We start from the raw sequence: 16,044 nt of genomic DNA on the forward strand, positions 1-16,044 counted from the left end.
CTACATTTTTTTTAAAAAATTGGTTTTTAAAGGATAGATTATTGAAAAAAAATAGGGATAAATATGATCGTGGTTAATAATTCCGTGTTATTACGGATGTCTTTATTCGCTTTTTTCAAATGAGACTTAACAGTATTTTCAGAAAGTTGAAGTTTTTCGGCAATTTGCTTTGTAGAAAGACCCTCGTGTCGGCTTAAGGTGAATACCAATTTGCATTGTGCAGGCAAAGAATGAATCGCCTTGTCTATTTGTTGTGCTAACTCACGCACAATCAGCTCGCGTTCCGGCGTGTGTAGGTTTATCATTTCAATAGGAGTATAACCTTCTGCCTTTTGACGTTCGCGGTAGCGGCGATCTAAAATATTAAATGATTGATTACGTACTGCGCGAGCTAAATAGTATGCAAGTTCATCTTTGGCTAAGGAGAAATCATTGCGCAACTTCCATAATTTGCATAATACGTCCTGAACGCATTCCTCCGCTTCTTCTAGATTACCTAATCGATTAAACGCAACAGCCAACATTTTTTCCCAATAGCGGTCGTATATCTCCACTAAGACACGCTCATCTCCACTACGCATAAACTGCACCAAGTCCTGGTCGTCGTAAACCTTGTAATCCACCATTTAGTATGTATCTGCTTGCCTTACAAACTTATATATATTTGCTTTTATATGCAATTATTATTACGTGGCACGCAATATTCGACAACGAACTCCCACATTTCTTGATAAATGCGGCAAAAAAATCGGTAAACAAAAAAATCCTGAAGCGGGGAACTCCAGGATTTTTAACTAACTAACCAATTATAAACCTAAATTATGAAGTACAGATATAACGACAAAAGCTGTAGCTTTTGTATCTCATTGGTGTATATAGGACACATATTGACAAATGGATGACGTTTGTGCCTCCGTACTTGCTGCGTTAGCTGATACAGCGATTCAAACATTACTCTGATTTCTATTCTTCTCCCTCCGTTTCCTTTTCTTTAGTCAATACCTCAAGTATAGATTTAAGAACAGCTGTTCCTGATTCACTAGTTGCTTCTACAAATGCAGCACGTTGTTCAGCCTTTATTTTAGCAGGGTTGACCTCAGTTACCACCACCTCTACTTCGTACAAGCCCGTATTGATGTTGATTGGTTGTACCTTTTGTTTTACGACATCTTTCGTAACCACTTTTTCCGTAGTTGTTATTGAAGGTTTTGTTCCTTCACTCTTTGTGGTGATTTTGGTATCTGTTACATCGGTCGTATCTGTCTTGGTAATCACCGATTTAGGGAGTATAGGAATCCATCCACTATATATATTATTTGCTACCGTTGGCTTCCCAACTCTCACCATAGGAATATTCATAGATACCGTCCTGATATCATTTAGTTTGTATTCCCCTGAAGCAATAGAAAGGCTTTTGACCTTAATCTCTACTGTGAGATCTACAAAACGTGAATTTCCTTTTAATTTGGCAATGGAGTAATTGTAATTGAAGGAAGTACTATCAAGACGATATCTGAACGCCGTTTGATCCGCAGATTGAATAGGGATTAGTTTAAATGAAACCGCTGTGATGGGTTTTTCTTCTAACGATTGGGTACCTAATACAATGTCCCTTGTGAGCTCAAGTCCTGGCAAAGCGATTTCCTGTGATGTAATTCGAAAATTCTCTGCTGAATTAAATGCTTTATACGAGCCCGTATATTTGAGCGCGTCTGATTTCAGTTTTTGCTGAACACTTTTAACCCCAAAGTCAATTAAAGTGGGACCGATTGTCGCAGCAATTCCAGCAATACCAGCCATCTGATTTTTATTTGTTTTGGTTGATACAGGCCTAATCGTTAGTGTTGTTTTTTCAGACACTATCTTAGCATCTGCTGTACCGCTATAATTTCTTAAGCTACTACAGCTACTTCCCAAAATGAGGGTGGCAAAAAGTAAAATGTTAGTTTTCATGAATTTAAGAAGTTTGTTTTTTTACAGAGTTTAATATATAGTCAAATGAAATTGCAACAGCATTATTCGCACCATCGCCCTGACAGTGGAGACCTACTATTTTTATTTCAGAAGAATTATCGTTTACGATCCACAACGATCCAGAATCACCATCTAATGATATCGGCCGACTTTTGTCTTGAAATTCGGGGTCTAACATAATGCTAAGCCTAGGGGGATTTATCAACGATTGCCCTATTACAGTACCATATGTAAGACCTGTAGTTGTCCCCGTCTTTTTTACTTTGGTTTGCCCATAAATAGGATTTACGAATACGATCTGATTGATTATTCCTGGAAGACCGTTCAGAGATTGGGTTTGGTTAACTGCTGCTTCTATTCTAAAAAGCGCGTAATCAAGTGCTTGATCAAATATTGTTGAGGCAATCCCAATACTGTTATCCGATGAAGGGTTTGGCAAATGCTGATATACTTTGTATTTGCCCGCATAATCTTGTCTAACGATCTCCGGAGGGACTGATCCAAATAGTACATGATAGTTTGTAATCCCTACATAGCTGCCATCCATGGTCAATATTGCTCCCAATGTTCCATAAGCGTATGGATCACTCACAAAAAGTTCGCTCAGAATTTGCAATCCACCGATTAGAGGACGAATTCTAGTTCGTGGCGGCCATGATGCTCCCTGTAGTTTATTGTCAACAGCTACTACATCCGTCTTAAATCCAGCAATTTCCTTCGGCAAGACAAGGTTGCTCTTTAATTTTTCTAGAGGTTCTTTCTTTTTGACATTAAACCGTATACATAATTCATCCGTAATAATTCCATCAGTGAGCCTGACGCCAAATTCTATATCTGTGATATCTGGTCTGTAGGCATAACCTTTGATGGCCTTTGCTGCCTTTTTGTAGAGTTGCTTTTGTTTTCGAAGTGTTAGCTTCATAGAATATTTAAAGATTTAGTTTGTAGGATGTTAATTTAGATAGCGTTATGATATTCTACAATACCTAGTGGTAGGTATTTATTATTACAACAAGAACGAACACGTAGGCGATGGCGCTATTTACAAAACTTACCGTTAGAGAAATAGAAGAGCTGAAATAATAAAAAAAATCCTGAAGCGGGGAGCTCCAGGATTTTTAACTAACTAACCAATTATAAACCTAAATTATGAAGTACAAATATAACGATAAGTATAGCAATATAGTGTCACCTTAGTGTATAATTAACACATATTAACAAGTATCTCGACTTATATGCAATAATGAAAACATATTCGTAATTGGATTCGAATATAACAAAAATTCAAAGCCTGCATCCGCAGGCTTTGCTAACTAAACTAAACACAGGGAGATATCTCACGACATGTCCCATATTGAAACAAAAACTAAATCTTTTCTGGATAAGTCGTTTCCACCTTGCTCACCTTCCAACCGTCTTTGCTCTGATTTAAGGTAATATAATCTACGCGGGTGAAGTTGTCGAATGTCATGGTTGCTTTAGCTACGCATACCTTGCCGTCCTGCGACAGGATTTGGTAGCTGCTCTTACAGTCATATTTGTTACCCTTGTTGGCATTCAGATATTTAATGTATTCCTTTTTGCCCGCACGGTCGTTGTTGTTCACGTTGCGGTACTGGAAATCATCCGTAAAAAGGAACTTGTTCAGCTCGATGCTGCCTAGGGTAACAGCTTCTAGGTATGTATTCAGAATCATGCTTGATTCCACATCTTTCAAAGGATTGGGCCTCTCCGAAGCAAAGGAGCTTAAGGATGTTACCATGATCAATGCAGCTGCGATAGTTTTCAATGTCGTTTTCATATCTGTAGTTTTTAATGTGAGGTATATTATTTTTTCTATTTCTTATTTGATATCTCAAAAGTAGGGCAGCAGACTTATTTACCGAATAACGATTAGACCAAGCTCCCGCATTTCTCGGTAACTGCGGTAAAAAAATCGGTGAATGCAAATATCTACCTGTTTGTTCATGCCAAAAGGATTGCAAGCCCATTGCCAAGTGTTCAAAACGTTGTTTTAGAGATATTTGTGTTTCTAGGGGGATTTCCAGTTGTTCACCGGCGAACAGCTTGTGTCCGGTAATGAACAAAAAAATCCTGAAGTGGGGAGCTCCAGGATCTCTTAACTAACTAACCAATTGTAAACTTTATTTTAGAGAGATTTTATGAAGTGTTTTTACGATATGGCGTTTTTGATACCAGTCGTTGTACACCAGTTCGATCTCCTTCGGTTTAAAAGAACCAAAATCGACATCTCTGTAATTTTCCAACCGTTCTGCAAACTTCAGAGGTGTCTTTATTTGCTCCCGGAACCGAACAGCCGTAATATGCGCGGTAGTTAACCGGTATCTGGCGTCGATTGTCTGCTGTAATGCAGCAGCTTTAAAGTTATCTCTCAACTGATCCCTGAATCTTTCAAGTCCTTCGTTCAGCGGAAACCCTTGGATCATCACGGCCTCAGGAGAGGCAGATATCCCCTGAAAGTAAAGACCAATATCCATTATATCTTTGGCACTTTGCTCAAAAAGGCGGATATATTTTGAAGGCTCTATCTGCCCGAGATTAAAACCGTCATAACACGAAATAATGGATAATACCGTTACGTGCATATCTGGGCGCGGTTGATAATACTGCTCTTTGTCGATAACCATCAACTCCTGTTGAAAGCGAGCAATCGCTTCCTGAATATTATCGTTGGGTCTGATCACGACTGTTAAGCCTCGTCTTTTATCATTTTTGTCGTCTATTAACCGATCGATTTTATTGGTCCCATTTCGAATGTTGTCAATCGATCTTGTATAGAGGTTATTATAAAGTTCTGTCAAGTTCATACAAATCAGTATTCAGCTTGCTAATATACTATTCAATTGAAGGAATTAGGTAATCGATTGGGATTATCGATACCCAATACTACTATATCATATCATTTAATTTGTATGTTTATATTGGACTCGTATTGATGGCAAAATATGTCAGTCAGGTAATATTTATACTTTTTGCCATTTCTGGAATGGTAACATGCTGATTATTGTATACCAGTACCTCCGGCTGCATTTGTAAAAGCGCAAATTTCTTCACTGAGTTCCTCGAGCTTGTTAGGTACCCGAATCTTAAAATCTGCATTGTAGCCTGCGGAGAATAACTAACTTATTCTCCGCTTTTTTTGCGGTAAATAATACTTGTATTTACCGCATATAATTTTGAGATCATGGCAGTCTATATACACGAACGACATAACAGGGTAGATTTCCAGTGGGAAGATGAAAAGATACTCAATCTATTAAGTGAGGTTCGGCATCTCCAAGGGATCTCGTAGCTGCTCTAGATTAGCCTTCACCGGAGCAAAGGTTAATCAATGACAGTAGTTCAGTAATAAACAAATAAAAAATCCTGAAGCGGGGAGCTCCAGGATTTTTAACTAACTAACCAATTATAAACCTAATTATGAAGTACAAATATAACGATAAGTGCGGTAATATAGTGTCACCTTAGTGTATAATTAACACATATTAACAATTCCTTCGTCGTATATGCAGTATTTACGAATACAAAAAAAACCAAAGCCTGCATCCGCAGGCTTTGCTCACTAAACTAAACATCGGGAATTATCTCACGACATGTCCCTATTGAAACAAAAATCTAAAACTCTTCTACGGATAAGTCGTTTCCACTTTGCTCACTTTCCAGCCGTCCTTTCCCTGGTTCAAGGTAATATAATCTACGCGGGTAAAATTGTCGAATGCCATTATTGCCTTGGCTACGCATACTTTGCCGTCCTGCGATAGGATCTGGTAGCTGCTTTCGCAGTCATATTGCATGCCTTTGTTGGCCTTTAGGTATTTGATGTATTCCTTTTTGCCTGCGCGATCATTGTTGTTCACGTTGCTGTACTGGAAATCATCTGCAAAAAGAAACTTATTCAGGTCGATGCTACCCACGGTAACCGCTTCTAGGTATGTATTCAGAATCATGCTTGATTCCACGTCTTTCAAAGGATTGGCTTTTTCCGAAGCAAACGAGCTTAGTGATGTAACCATGATCAAAGCTGCTGCGATAGTTTTTAATGTCGTTTTCATATCTGTAGTTTTTATGTGTTATGTATAATGTTTTTTCTATTTCTTATTTGATATCTCAAAGGTAGGGTGGATCGCAGATTTACCGAATAACGATTAGACCAAGCTCCCGCATTTCTCGGTAACTGCGGTAAAAAAATCGGTGAATGCATTTTCAATTCCTTTCTGTCCATGCCTCGGCGATCCATAGCCGTTTTTAAACGTTTATAAACGACTATAAATAGAAGGGTAACAGCAATTACCTCCATGACATCTGCCTATGCAACAGGGATTCAGGGGGAATTTTAACGAACATCTTGGGGTTATTTATATCGAACCCCGAAGGGCTCTATCATGCCACAAAAAATAGATATATTTATGATAAATTGATTAATTTTACAAAAGGCGAATAGTAAACTAAACAAGGAGGAACGCGATATGTACGATGCAAGAGCTACCGGTTTATCGGCTGAAGAAATAGAAAAACTAAAATAATAATAAAAAAATCCTGAAGCGGGGAGCCTCAGGATTTTTACTAACTAACCAATTATTAACCTAAATTATGAATTACTAAAATAACGTCAATTTGTGTGCCTTTATTATTTTTGCAATGCCTTTTTAACAAATATTAACGAAATATAATCCTAACAGCATAATGCAATATTTCATTACCAATAAGTATCTCCGCTGTTGTATATATGCGCATATACTTAAATTATAATCTATTATCTTTATATGATATGTTGTCCGTAATCACTTCTATAGCAACGGCGCCCTAGAATTTTAAAATTATGAAGAATTTATTTTACGTTTGTTTATTTGTGTTGATGTTTTCAATAGACACGCCTGTGTATGCACAAGGTGACACTTTGTTTAATCGCTATATCGACACGGTTATGAACCGCTTCTTTTCTATTAAAGGGAAGCTGCCCAATGGGTTTACCGTACTTAGGGCGACTGACCCCATCAATATTCCGTTTTGGAAGAATCGAAATGCAGAGGATCAAGCTAAAGGACTGTATGATTTCCATTACTTACAGTCTGTAGATGGAGAATGCCTCCTGCTATATCCTATTATGCCATATCCTTATTTTTATAAGGAAACCCGCCTTCCTTATCATCGCATAACAACTCGTTTAACAAAAGCTTTAGGGCTATCGTCAACGGACTCCTCGTTCATTTTCGACGAACATGTCACTACGGTCACCGGAAAATTTGTTCGGGATATGTTCAATGCGGATAGCATCCATTTTTATAATATTCCTTTGGAAGAAGCCTTTGAAGAAAAATATATATACTGTACGGAAATGGTGATAACGAAAGCTGACCGGGCGAGTCTCTATTTCAAATGGTACTTCACCGAAAAGGGAAAAGAGAAGGAGAGGGAATATATAGAGAAGTTAAAAGGAAACCTCTGGTTTAAGGAAGAGTGGAGACTTAAAACAGAGACAGAAGGAAAGAAGTAATGAATCATACTGCTGAAATGATTATAGGTCAGGCTTCGAATTCTTTCCCTTGATGGGCGACATGATTCCATTAGTTGTAAAAATTAAAAATAATGGTTAGTTTTATGCATAACTTCTAACTAACGAGATACTTATAATTTATAAACAAACTTACAATTATGACCCCCGATCAGTTTAAAACCAAATGCAGGGAGTACAATGTTATTTCTCCGCAACCCTTGCTCCGCATCAGTGAAAAGGTACAGCATGCAAAATCACAAGATGGACATATCTATGATGTCCATGTACATACCTTTCACAAAGATTGTATCAATGAGTTCTACTTTCTATTGAAAATGCTCGGCGAGCGGACACGTGGAATTCAAAGTCTGCATGATGGAGATGTGGCACCATTTACTCCGCGAAAAACCGAAGAAATAGACTATGCAGTTGAAGAATTTAGAAATACCTATCATTATTCTACAGAAGAGGATATTTATGAAAATCCGCCAACAGATATCACTTGGAAAGATATAGAAGACACCTTCGAGAAGGCGCATAGTCGAGCTCCGCTTATCGAGCATATAGACAGCGGGCGTGAAGCGGCATATTACGTTTTTAGTCGGTTCTTGCGAAAAAACAGCCAAGAAGAGATTTTAAAAGACTTCTTTAAAAATTTTGCCGTCACCAATATAAATGGGTTTAAGGGAAAATCATTAATCACCTGTGCCCTCATGATGGATTTTTATAATGAATTTAAGGGGCCGGTAAAGCGTTCTCTTAGTAAACAGATAGAAGATTATAATACCTTAGCCCGCGCTTACCCCGTCTTGCCTTTTTTAGCGATAGACCCGCGTAGAATGGACGAGGACGAAGATAGTGAAGAACATCTCTTTAATTTATTTTTGAAGGCTTTTGACCGGAAAAAAGCCGGATTGTTTTTTGGAGTTAAATTCTATCCCGCACTAGGATACTCCCCGAGTGATTATCGTTTGGAGCCAATTTACGAAATATGCCAGGAATTTCAGATTCCAATAGTAACGCACTGTGGAGGGGAGATCGTCAGTACTTTTAGCAAAGATATCTGGGTTTACGAAGATTTTAAACAGGAAAAAAGTGTTGTCCCTGGTGATACAAGAAAAGACCGCGTATTCTATCTCAATGACCCCAAACGGTGGGAGAGTGTCCTCAGAAAATATCCCAACCTCAAAATCAACTTTGCCCATTTCGGAAATGACGAAGCCTTTTTCGACGAGAATATACATAGCAGCAGAGATTATCTAGCACGAAAACGTACTATTTTGAATCTAATGAAATGCTATAGCGGTGTTTTTGCCGATTTTTCGTACGCATTTACAAGTCCACATGTATATGGCTCCTTCATGAAAACATTGAATGAGAACACGTCCGGCGTGCAAGATAGAATCCTGTTTGGTACCGATTTCTGGGTGGCCTTATTTGCCAAAGGCGAACGTTTCGTTACACACCAAACAGCATTTATACAGCTGTTTGAAAGTAATCCCAATCTTCGCGATAAAATTTTCAGAACGAATGCAGAAAGATACTTGTTTGAAATCGTGGAAGACAATCCAGCTTCACCATGTAAATAATTCCAGATATTCTAACCTATAAAATCAACATCATGAACTATCGCGATATTATGCACTGTACAAATTAACTGTAATTAAACTTATTACAGTTATAAATTTGTCTTAACTTTGCGTCATTATGAACAATACAAGATTTGCAACCATCATTCATATCTTGACGCTATTGGCGAAATATCCCGACCAATGGTTAAGTTCTGAGTGGATTGCAGAAAGCATCAAGATCAATCCCGTAATCGTGCGAAAAGAGCTTTCTGTTTTGCATAAACAAGGTTGGGTGATGAGTAAAAAAGGAAAAGACGGCGGCTCGATGTTAAGTCAGTCAAGTTGTGAGATTTCGATGGCAGATATATTCAATGCAGTGAAAAATTCCAATGTTCTTGGAAAGAAAAATACCTGCGATGATACGAATTGTCCGATCGGAAAGGAAATCAATATCGAATTAGAAAAATTATTTAATGAGACTGATGATATTGTAATCCATGCCTTGGAAAAGAAATCATTGAAATCTTTTGTTGATCAATTTAAATAATTTTTTTTAACCATAAGTGTAACAAAAGATGTTACAAATTTAAAGCAATTTTAAAATGAAAAAAAACATTGATTTAGGATTATTAATCTTTCGATTAACGTTGGGGATCTTGATGTTTATGCACGGATTTCACAAAGTAATTAATGGTGTAGATGGCATCAAAGGCATGTTGGCAAATATCGGAATGCCTGAGTTTCTGGCGTACGGCGTTCATTCAGGCGAAACCATTGCGGCATTGATGCTGATTATTGGTTACAGAACCCGATTAGCAGCTGTGGTGTTTACTGCGGTGATGGTGGTAGCCTTTTTGATGGCACACATAGAACCGCTTTTCGCTTTAGGTAAATCAGGAGCCTGGTTACATGAAGGAATCGCTTTATTCCTCTTTGGCGGATTGGGATTGATTTTTACAGGTGGTGGAAAATATGCTGTTTCATCAAAGCACAAATGGGATTAAAAACTGATTCTTAATTACGAGCGCAAACACCAGACTTTTTTAAACAAGTAATTAACGCATATGCAGATTGGTTGCAGCAATTATTGAAATAATAACCCAGAACAGGAAATAATGAATAAAAGAGCACACGAATACGAAGTAACTTTTAACTATTTAAAAGACAATAAAGGTGAAGTTGTGGATAAGGAACCCATTCGTTTTCCCTTTAATAACCACGATAATATCTATAAAATCTTAGACGTTCTTACAGAAAAGAAACTCTTTGAAGACGATAACCAAACAGTTCAATTTGCCATTGGCTTAAAGCTGTTAGGTGATGTAGTTATGAAGAACAAGGACAAAGAATTGTTCTCTGAATTACAACCGGCTTTTGTTGAGTTTATGAAAAAATTGAAGAGCAAAGAATAAATCATGTAATTTTAATTAAACACTATAACAAATGGAAGCATATAAAATACCCGCTCAAACAAGAATAGGTCATGTTCATCTCAAAGTATCCGATTTAGAAAAGTCTTTATCCTTTTATTCAGGTCTTTTGGGATTTGAAATAACCACGATGTATGGCGATCAGGCTGCTTTTATTTCAGCCGGAGGCTATCATCACCATATCGGTTTGAATACCTGGCACAGCCAAGGCGCTCCACCAGCATCAGTCAATGGTGTCGGTCTCTATCATACAGCTATTCTTTATCCTGACAGAAAAGATCTGGCCGAAATATTCGAGCGGATACGCGCAGCAAATTATCCGCTTACCGGAGCCAGCGACCATGGTGTATCGGAAGCATTGTATCTTGACGATCCGGATGGCCACGGTGTTGAACTGTATTGGGATCGCCCTAAGGAATTGTGGCCTAAAAAGGCAGATGGAACCTTGGAAATGTACACGAGACCTTTGGATCTGGTTTCTTTACGAAACGAATTGAATTTATAAAACTATTATCGATTGCAAGAGAAGTTGGAACAAATATTTTCATTTAATAAGTCAAACAGGCAATGGCATTTACCTTTTATTGCGGGCTTGTGCGTAGGTACCCCCATGATTATAGGTTGGCTTATAGATAATATTGAAGCCGGAAAACTGGGGTCTTTAGCCGGATTATCCATTCTGTACATCCAATCAAATAATTTGGAAAAGCGGATGATCCTGCTGATGACCTGTTGTTTTGGAATCATGATTTCCTATACGGTTGGTTTGTTATTTTCTTTCAGCCCCGTATTTGCCCCATTGGCATTAGGTGTTCTTTCATTTGGCATACACTATTCATTGCATAAGCTAAAGCTTAACCGACCTCCCGGAAATTTCTTTTTTATCATGGTGGCTTCCATGGCGATAAGCACTCCTTTTGACTGGGAACGCATTCCCGAAAAAATTGGCTATGTAGCATTAGGAACCATCCTTACCTGCGGCATCGGGCTCATCTATAGTCTGCTCACCCTAAAACCAGCTGATAACACGGAGGCAGAATGGCCACAGAAGAAACCTTATATTAATATTGTGGAATCTTTGATATTCGGACTGTTTGTTGGCCTATCTTTGATGATAGCTTTTTTGCTTGATTTTGATAATCCTTACTGGATACCTATTTCTTGCCTTGCCGTTATGCAGGGACAGACTACGAAACATATTTGGTTAAGAGCATCACAACGCGTTTTGGGCACCTTATTGGGCTTGGGTATTACCTGGTTAATCGCTTTTGGCAATCCAACACCTTTGTTTATGGTGATCGGCATTACTATTTTACAAATTATTGTAGAATATTTAGTGGTGAGAAAATACGCCATTGCTGTGGTATTTATTACTATTCTTACCATTTTTTTGGCAGAATCGCACGGTGTACTCTCCCAAAATACCAATCAGGTTTTCTTTGCAAGATTGGTAGACATTACGATCGGTAGCACAATTGGGGCCTTGGGCGGCTGGGTATTATTTCAGGAAAGGATGCACTATAAAGCTGCGATTCATTTGAGGAGAGCAAGGGTATGGAGGCGAAAAAGCCGAAACAATAATAACTGAAAAGCTATTTTTAAAAGAAGCGGATATTTTTTCGCGTTTAATCATCTAAATTCCAAGTTCTGTTGTTATAAATTCTTTTGCACCGCTGCACTAACCATAGAGAAAGTGATAACACACGGCAAGGAAGATGCCGTGAACGGTATAATGAAAATGAAAGACGGTAAACAGTATGCCTTTGTAGATTTTTTTTGATCCTGACCGTTCTCCTTCTTTTCGAGCATAAGATTGCGCTCCTTTAATCTTTGAATATTTTTTTCAATTCCCCTTTCAATAAAGTTTATACTTTTTGCCATTTCTGGAATAAACTGTATAGCTATTTTAGGACGGGGTCACCCATTTGATGACGGGAATGATCTTACACTACACCATCTTATGAACGGTCGAACTTCAAAATAGCGATTGCTTCATAAATAAAGCACTTCATAAATAAAGCATAAATTATGTAAAATTGCTTTTTAAAATTAACATAAAGCAAATGTATTTGCTTTTTATAAACAGCAAATATGGAAAGTTTATTGTTGGAATTTCAATTGAAAATATCCCAAATATCGCTCGAGATACAACGTTATCTTGTACATCAAATAGATTTGAATAACCGACTGATTGCAATAAAAGGTGCGAGAGGTTCTGGAAAAACCACATTGAAAACGAAAATCTATACATCCAAAAATTACAAAATACCATTAATCTTATTATTGAGATCGACATCAATGCAGTTGAGGAGCTTCAATACGAGACGTTGCTAAAGCTGAAAAAACTTCTAATAACCATAGCTTCAAGTGTTCCATTTACACCAAATATCACAAAATTGAGTGAAAAAATAGGCGTATCCCGAAATATGTTGGTGCAAAGCATAAAAATATTAGAACGTGCCGGATTAGTAAATGAACTATACAGAGATAATTCCGGCATCGGCGTACTTACGAAACCCAAAAAGCTATACCTAAACAATAGCAACTTGATGTTTGCCCTCGCAAAAGATAATACCAATATAGGGAATGTAAGAGAAACATTTTTCCTCAATCGGTCCAAGGGCTTACACGAAATAAATCTTTCTGAAGCTGCCGATTTTGTGATTGACAAAAGTTATACATTTGAAATCGGAGGTAAAAACAAAGCCAAAAAGCAAATTCTTAGTACAGAAAATGCGTTCGTAGCGAAAGACGGGATAGAAATAGGTTTTGGTAATATTATTCCCGTTTGGCTTTTTGGTTTTATGTATTAAATTGATACCTCAAAAAAATCAAAGCCTGCGGATGCAGGCTTTGCTAACTAAACTAAACATCTGGAATTATCTCACGACATGTCCCACTATTGAAACAAAAATCTAAAATTCTGCTACGGATATGTGGTTTCCACTTTGCTTACTTTCCAGCCGTCCTTTCCCTGGTTCAGGGTAATATAATCTACGCGGGTAAAATTGTCGAATGCCATTATTGCCTTGGCTACGCATACCTTGCCATCCTGCGATAGTATCTGGTAGCTGCTCTTGCAGTCATATTGCATGCCCTTGTTGGCTTTCAGATATTTGATATATTCCTTTTTGCCCGCACGGTCGTTGTTGTTCACGTTGCTGTACTGGAAATCATCTGCAAAAAGGAACTTGTTCAGGTCGATGCTACCCACGGTAACAGCATCCACATAGGAGCCAATTACCATGTCCGATTCCACGTTTTTCAAAGGATTGGCTTTTTCCGAAGCAAAGGAGCTTAGTGATGTTACCATAATTAATGCTGCTGCGATAGTTTTCAATGTCGTTCTCATATCTGTAGTTTTTAATGTGATGTGTATATTATTTTTTCTATTTCTTATTTGATATCTCAAAGGTAGTGTGGTGGACAGATTTACCGAATAACGATTAGACCAAGCTCCCGCATTTCTCGGTAACGGCGGTAAAAAAATCGGTGAATGCATTTATCTATTTGTTTGTTCATGCCAAAAGGATTGCAAGCCAACTGCCAAAGTGTTCAATTTGCTGTTTTGAAGGTGTTTGTGTTTTTTGAAGAGATTTCCGGCTGTTCAGTACCCGACAGGTGGTGTCCGGTACTGAACAAAAAAATCCTGAAGCGGGGAGCCTCAGGATTTTTAACTAACTAACCAATTATAAACCTAAATTATGAAGTACAAATATAACGACAATGGTGTGCATTTCGTTTCTTGTAAGTGTATATTTAACACATATTAACAAGTGCCTCGTCGTATATGCCGTATTTCCTTTACTACCGGCACATCCGCCTCTGCCCAATCATAGTTTTTCATGCTATTGTAAGAAAACCATATAGCTTGCGCGTGTTCGGCAATAGCTAGTGAACCGGCAGTCCATCTGCACAAAAGGGTAGAGGCGGAGCGAAATTCAGGATAATGGATTAAAACAATCCAGTGGTTAAGCTATGTGGTAAGGGCATGGAGCTGGAGGAATGTGTGGCGGACAAACTATTATGGGATCAGGTGGCATTAGATCACACATTAAAAATTGATGATGACTCGATCAAGGTTTTTTTGCCATCTTTGTATATAAAAAACTAACTGATGAAAAAACAACACTTCTACGATGTGAGAATAAACTGGATTGGTAACAATGGAACCGGTACGAGTAGCTACGCTGCTTACAACAGAGATTTTGAAATATCAGGAACAGATAAACCTCCAATACCAGGATCATCTGACCCAGCATTCAGGGGCAATAAAATGCGCTATAACCCTGAAGAGCTTTTGGTGGCTTCGCTTTCCGCATGTCATATGCTTTGGTATCTTCACCTGTGCGCCGAGGCCGGGATCGTAGTTTTAAAATATAATGAGAATGCAAGCGGAGTAATGCAGGAAACTGAGGATGGAAGTGGCTTTTTCAAAGAAGTTACTTTAAATCCAGTTATAACGGTGAGCGAGAAAGCGATGATAGAGACAGCTATAGATTTGCATAAAAAGGCAAATGAAATGTGTTACATCGCAAAATCATGCAACTTCCCTGTTCATCATAAACCTACTGTCATCACGTAATACAGAATTTGAAAATCCCGAAATGATTATGGAAATCAACCTCAATCAACCTTGATAAGAAGTGTTAGAGGTTGCACAATGCAACCTCTTTATACGCAATTCACTTCCGACTATTCTAAAGCCAACCGAATAGCCTGTTCAACCGGAGCATAATCATCAGTAGAATCTGAAATAGATAATTCACCTCTCAACAGTAATGGCGGTTGTGCCATAAATTTAGGAATGGTTCCACTGTGTGGTTGAGCTGAATGAACCAGAAACGGATGACATAAATAAACTGTACCGGCTTTGCCCGTTGCATATACTTCTTTTCTTTCGGGCAGGTCGTTTAATTTACTGGCAAGTTCCATAAAAGAAAGGCCCAAATCATCTTCTTTAGCTAAAAGCTTCGCAACATCAATGTGAGAACCCTCATAAATGACCGTAGGTGCATCATTATCACTGACGTCCGAATACAATACGAGCATTAACAAAGCCCGCCCTTTTGATTTTACATTGGCACGCCATTCAAAATAATTATTAGGATCATTTCCAGGAAAACTTACATCTACGTGTTTACCTGTATCATTAGGTTTCCGAACAGACGGAAACCTGACTGGAAATGTCCCAACACTTCGACAAGGTATCCATCTATCTTTACCAATCAGCTGGTCAAAAATTAAATGCAATTTTTTGCTGTTTAGCGACTCCACAAATGGTTGTTGCGTATACATGCCCAACCGTATAACAGGCTCAGTCCAAGTGAAGGGATTGGATCTATCACAAGGAAGGTCATCCCATAAAACATCTAAAGCTGCATCTGCAATTTCTTGGGAAAAAGCATTTTCAATGCGAACAAAACCGTTAAGAACAAACTGCTCTATTTCCTTTTTACTTAGTATTTCTGACATAATTTTTCGAGATAAAAACTAATACTTGGAGCAACAATTGTTTGTTGACCGAATTAGTTTAGATTATTAATGAAATTTT

18 protein-coding genes are annotated in these 16,044 nt (G+C 38.1%); 10 read left to right on the plus strand and 8 right to left on the minus strand.

Annotation, left to right across the window (positions count from 1 at the left end):
• Window positions 1-38: 38 nt before the first annotated feature.
• The 5 genes from H8B17_RS13995 to H8B17_RS14015 all read right to left on the minus strand — a co-directional run bounded on the left by H8B17_RS13995 (window position 39) and on the right by H8B17_RS14015 (window position 4,802).
• Complete coding sequence (locus H8B17_RS13995) at window positions 39-626, minus strand: RNA polymerase sigma factor (RefSeq protein ID WP_190309835.1); 588 nt, start codon at window positions 624-626, stop codon at window positions 39-41.
• 337 nt (window positions 627-963) lie between these two features.
• Window positions 964-1,953, minus strand: coding sequence for a hypothetical protein (locus H8B17_RS14000; RefSeq protein ID WP_190309836.1), 990 nt, complete (start codon window positions 1,951-1,953; stop codon window positions 964-966).
• A gap of 4 nt (window positions 1,954-1,957) precedes the next feature.
• Window positions 1,958-2,896 (minus strand): hypothetical protein, encoded by a 939-nt coding sequence (locus H8B17_RS14005; protein ID WP_190309837.1) that lies wholly within the window; start codon window positions 2,894-2,896, stop codon window positions 1,958-1,960.
• 444 nt (window positions 2,897-3,340) lie between these two features.
• Window positions 3,341-3,775: a nuclear transport factor 2 family protein gene (locus H8B17_RS14010; protein WP_190309838.1), complete on the minus strand. Its 435-nt coding sequence runs from the start codon at window positions 3,773-3,775 to the stop codon at window positions 3,341-3,343.
• Between the two features lie 343 nt (window positions 3,776-4,118).
• Window positions 4,119-4,802 (minus strand): 2'-5' RNA ligase family protein, encoded by a 684-nt coding sequence (locus H8B17_RS14015; RefSeq protein WP_190309839.1) that lies wholly within the window; start codon window positions 4,800-4,802, stop codon window positions 4,119-4,121.
• A 377-nt stretch (window positions 4,803-5,179) separates the two neighbouring features.
• On the opposite strand from H8B17_RS14015, the gene H8B17_RS20670 reads away from it, so the two are divergent.
• Window positions 5,180-5,287, plus strand: coding sequence for a DUF4172 domain-containing protein (locus tag H8B17_RS20670; protein ID WP_223816570.1), 108 nt, complete (start codon window positions 5,180-5,182; stop codon window positions 5,285-5,287).
• A 334-nt stretch (window positions 5,288-5,621) separates the two neighbouring features.
• On the opposite strand, the gene H8B17_RS14020 is transcribed toward H8B17_RS20670, so the two are convergent.
• Window positions 5,622-6,047, minus strand: a complete 426-nt coding sequence (locus H8B17_RS14020) for a hypothetical protein (protein ID WP_190309840.1) — start codon at window positions 6,045-6,047, stop codon at window positions 5,622-5,624.
• Between the two features lie 767 nt (window positions 6,048-6,814).
• Between H8B17_RS14020 and H8B17_RS14025 the strand changes: the two genes are divergently transcribed.
• The 8 genes from H8B17_RS14025 to H8B17_RS20675 all read left to right on the plus strand — a co-directional run bounded on the left by H8B17_RS14025 (window position 6,815) and on the right by H8B17_RS20675 (window position 13,303).
• Window positions 6,815-7,489 carry a hypothetical protein gene (locus tag H8B17_RS14025; protein ID WP_190309841.1) on the plus strand — a complete coding sequence of 225 codons (675 nt, stop codon included), beginning with the start codon at window positions 6,815-6,817 and terminating at the stop codon, window positions 7,487-7,489.
• A gap of 158 nt (window positions 7,490-7,647) precedes the next feature.
• Window positions 7,648-9,078: an amidohydrolase family protein gene (locus tag H8B17_RS14030; protein WP_190309842.1), complete on the plus strand. Its 1,431-nt coding sequence runs from the start codon at window positions 7,648-7,650 to the stop codon at window positions 9,076-9,078.
• Window positions 9,079-9,196: 118 nt separating this feature from the next.
• Window positions 9,197-9,607 (plus strand): Rrf2 family transcriptional regulator, encoded by a 411-nt coding sequence (locus H8B17_RS14035; RefSeq protein WP_190309843.1) that lies wholly within the window; start codon window positions 9,197-9,199, stop codon window positions 9,605-9,607.
• Between the two features lie 55 nt (window positions 9,608-9,662).
• Complete coding sequence (locus H8B17_RS14040) at window positions 9,663-10,064, plus strand: DoxX family protein (RefSeq protein WP_190309844.1); 402 nt, start codon at window positions 9,663-9,665, stop codon at window positions 10,062-10,064.
• 111 nt (window positions 10,065-10,175) lie between these two features.
• Window positions 10,176-10,472: a DUF3861 domain-containing protein gene (locus H8B17_RS14045; RefSeq protein WP_190309845.1), complete on the plus strand. Its 297-nt coding sequence runs from the start codon at window positions 10,176-10,178 to the stop codon at window positions 10,470-10,472.
• A 31-nt stretch (window positions 10,473-10,503) separates the two neighbouring features.
• A complete protein-coding gene (locus H8B17_RS14050) occupies window positions 10,504-10,995 on the plus strand; it encodes a VOC family protein (RefSeq protein ID WP_190309846.1) in 492 nt (163 codons plus the stop codon).
• A 12-nt stretch (window positions 10,996-11,007) separates the two neighbouring features.
• Window positions 11,008-12,078, plus strand: a complete 1,071-nt coding sequence (locus H8B17_RS14055) for an FUSC family protein (protein WP_223816571.1) — start codon at window positions 11,008-11,010, stop codon at window positions 12,076-12,078.
• An 808-nt stretch (window positions 12,079-12,886) separates the two neighbouring features.
• A complete protein-coding gene (locus tag H8B17_RS20675; RefSeq protein ID WP_223816572.1) occupies window positions 12,887-13,303 on the plus strand; it encodes a helix-turn-helix domain-containing protein in 417 nt (138 codons plus the stop codon).
• A 113-nt stretch (window positions 13,304-13,416) separates the two neighbouring features.
• On the opposite strand, the gene H8B17_RS14065 is transcribed toward H8B17_RS20675, so the two are convergent.
• Complete coding sequence (locus H8B17_RS14065; protein ID WP_190309847.1) at window positions 13,417-13,842, minus strand: hypothetical protein; 426 nt, start codon at window positions 13,840-13,842, stop codon at window positions 13,417-13,419.
• 765 nt (window positions 13,843-14,607) lie between these two features.
• Between H8B17_RS14065 and H8B17_RS14070 the strand changes: the two genes are divergently transcribed.
• Window positions 14,608-15,075 carry an OsmC family protein gene (locus H8B17_RS14070; RefSeq protein WP_190309848.1) on the plus strand — a complete coding sequence of 156 codons (468 nt, stop codon included), beginning with the start codon at window positions 14,608-14,610 and terminating at the stop codon, window positions 15,073-15,075.
• 110 nt (window positions 15,076-15,185) lie between these two features.
• On the opposite strand, the gene H8B17_RS14075 is transcribed toward H8B17_RS14070, so the two are convergent.
• On the minus strand, window positions 15,186-15,965 hold the full coding sequence (locus H8B17_RS14075; protein ID WP_190309849.1) for a phytanoyl-CoA dioxygenase family protein: 780 nt from the start codon (window positions 15,963-15,965) through the stop codon (window positions 15,186-15,188).
• Window positions 15,966-16,044: the final 79 nt, after the last annotated feature.

The sequence above is a fragment of the Sphingobacterium arenae genome (assembly GCF_014692505.1).
Classification (GTDB): Bacteria; Bacteroidota; Bacteroidia; order Sphingobacteriales; family Sphingobacteriaceae; genus Sphingobacterium; species Sphingobacterium arenae.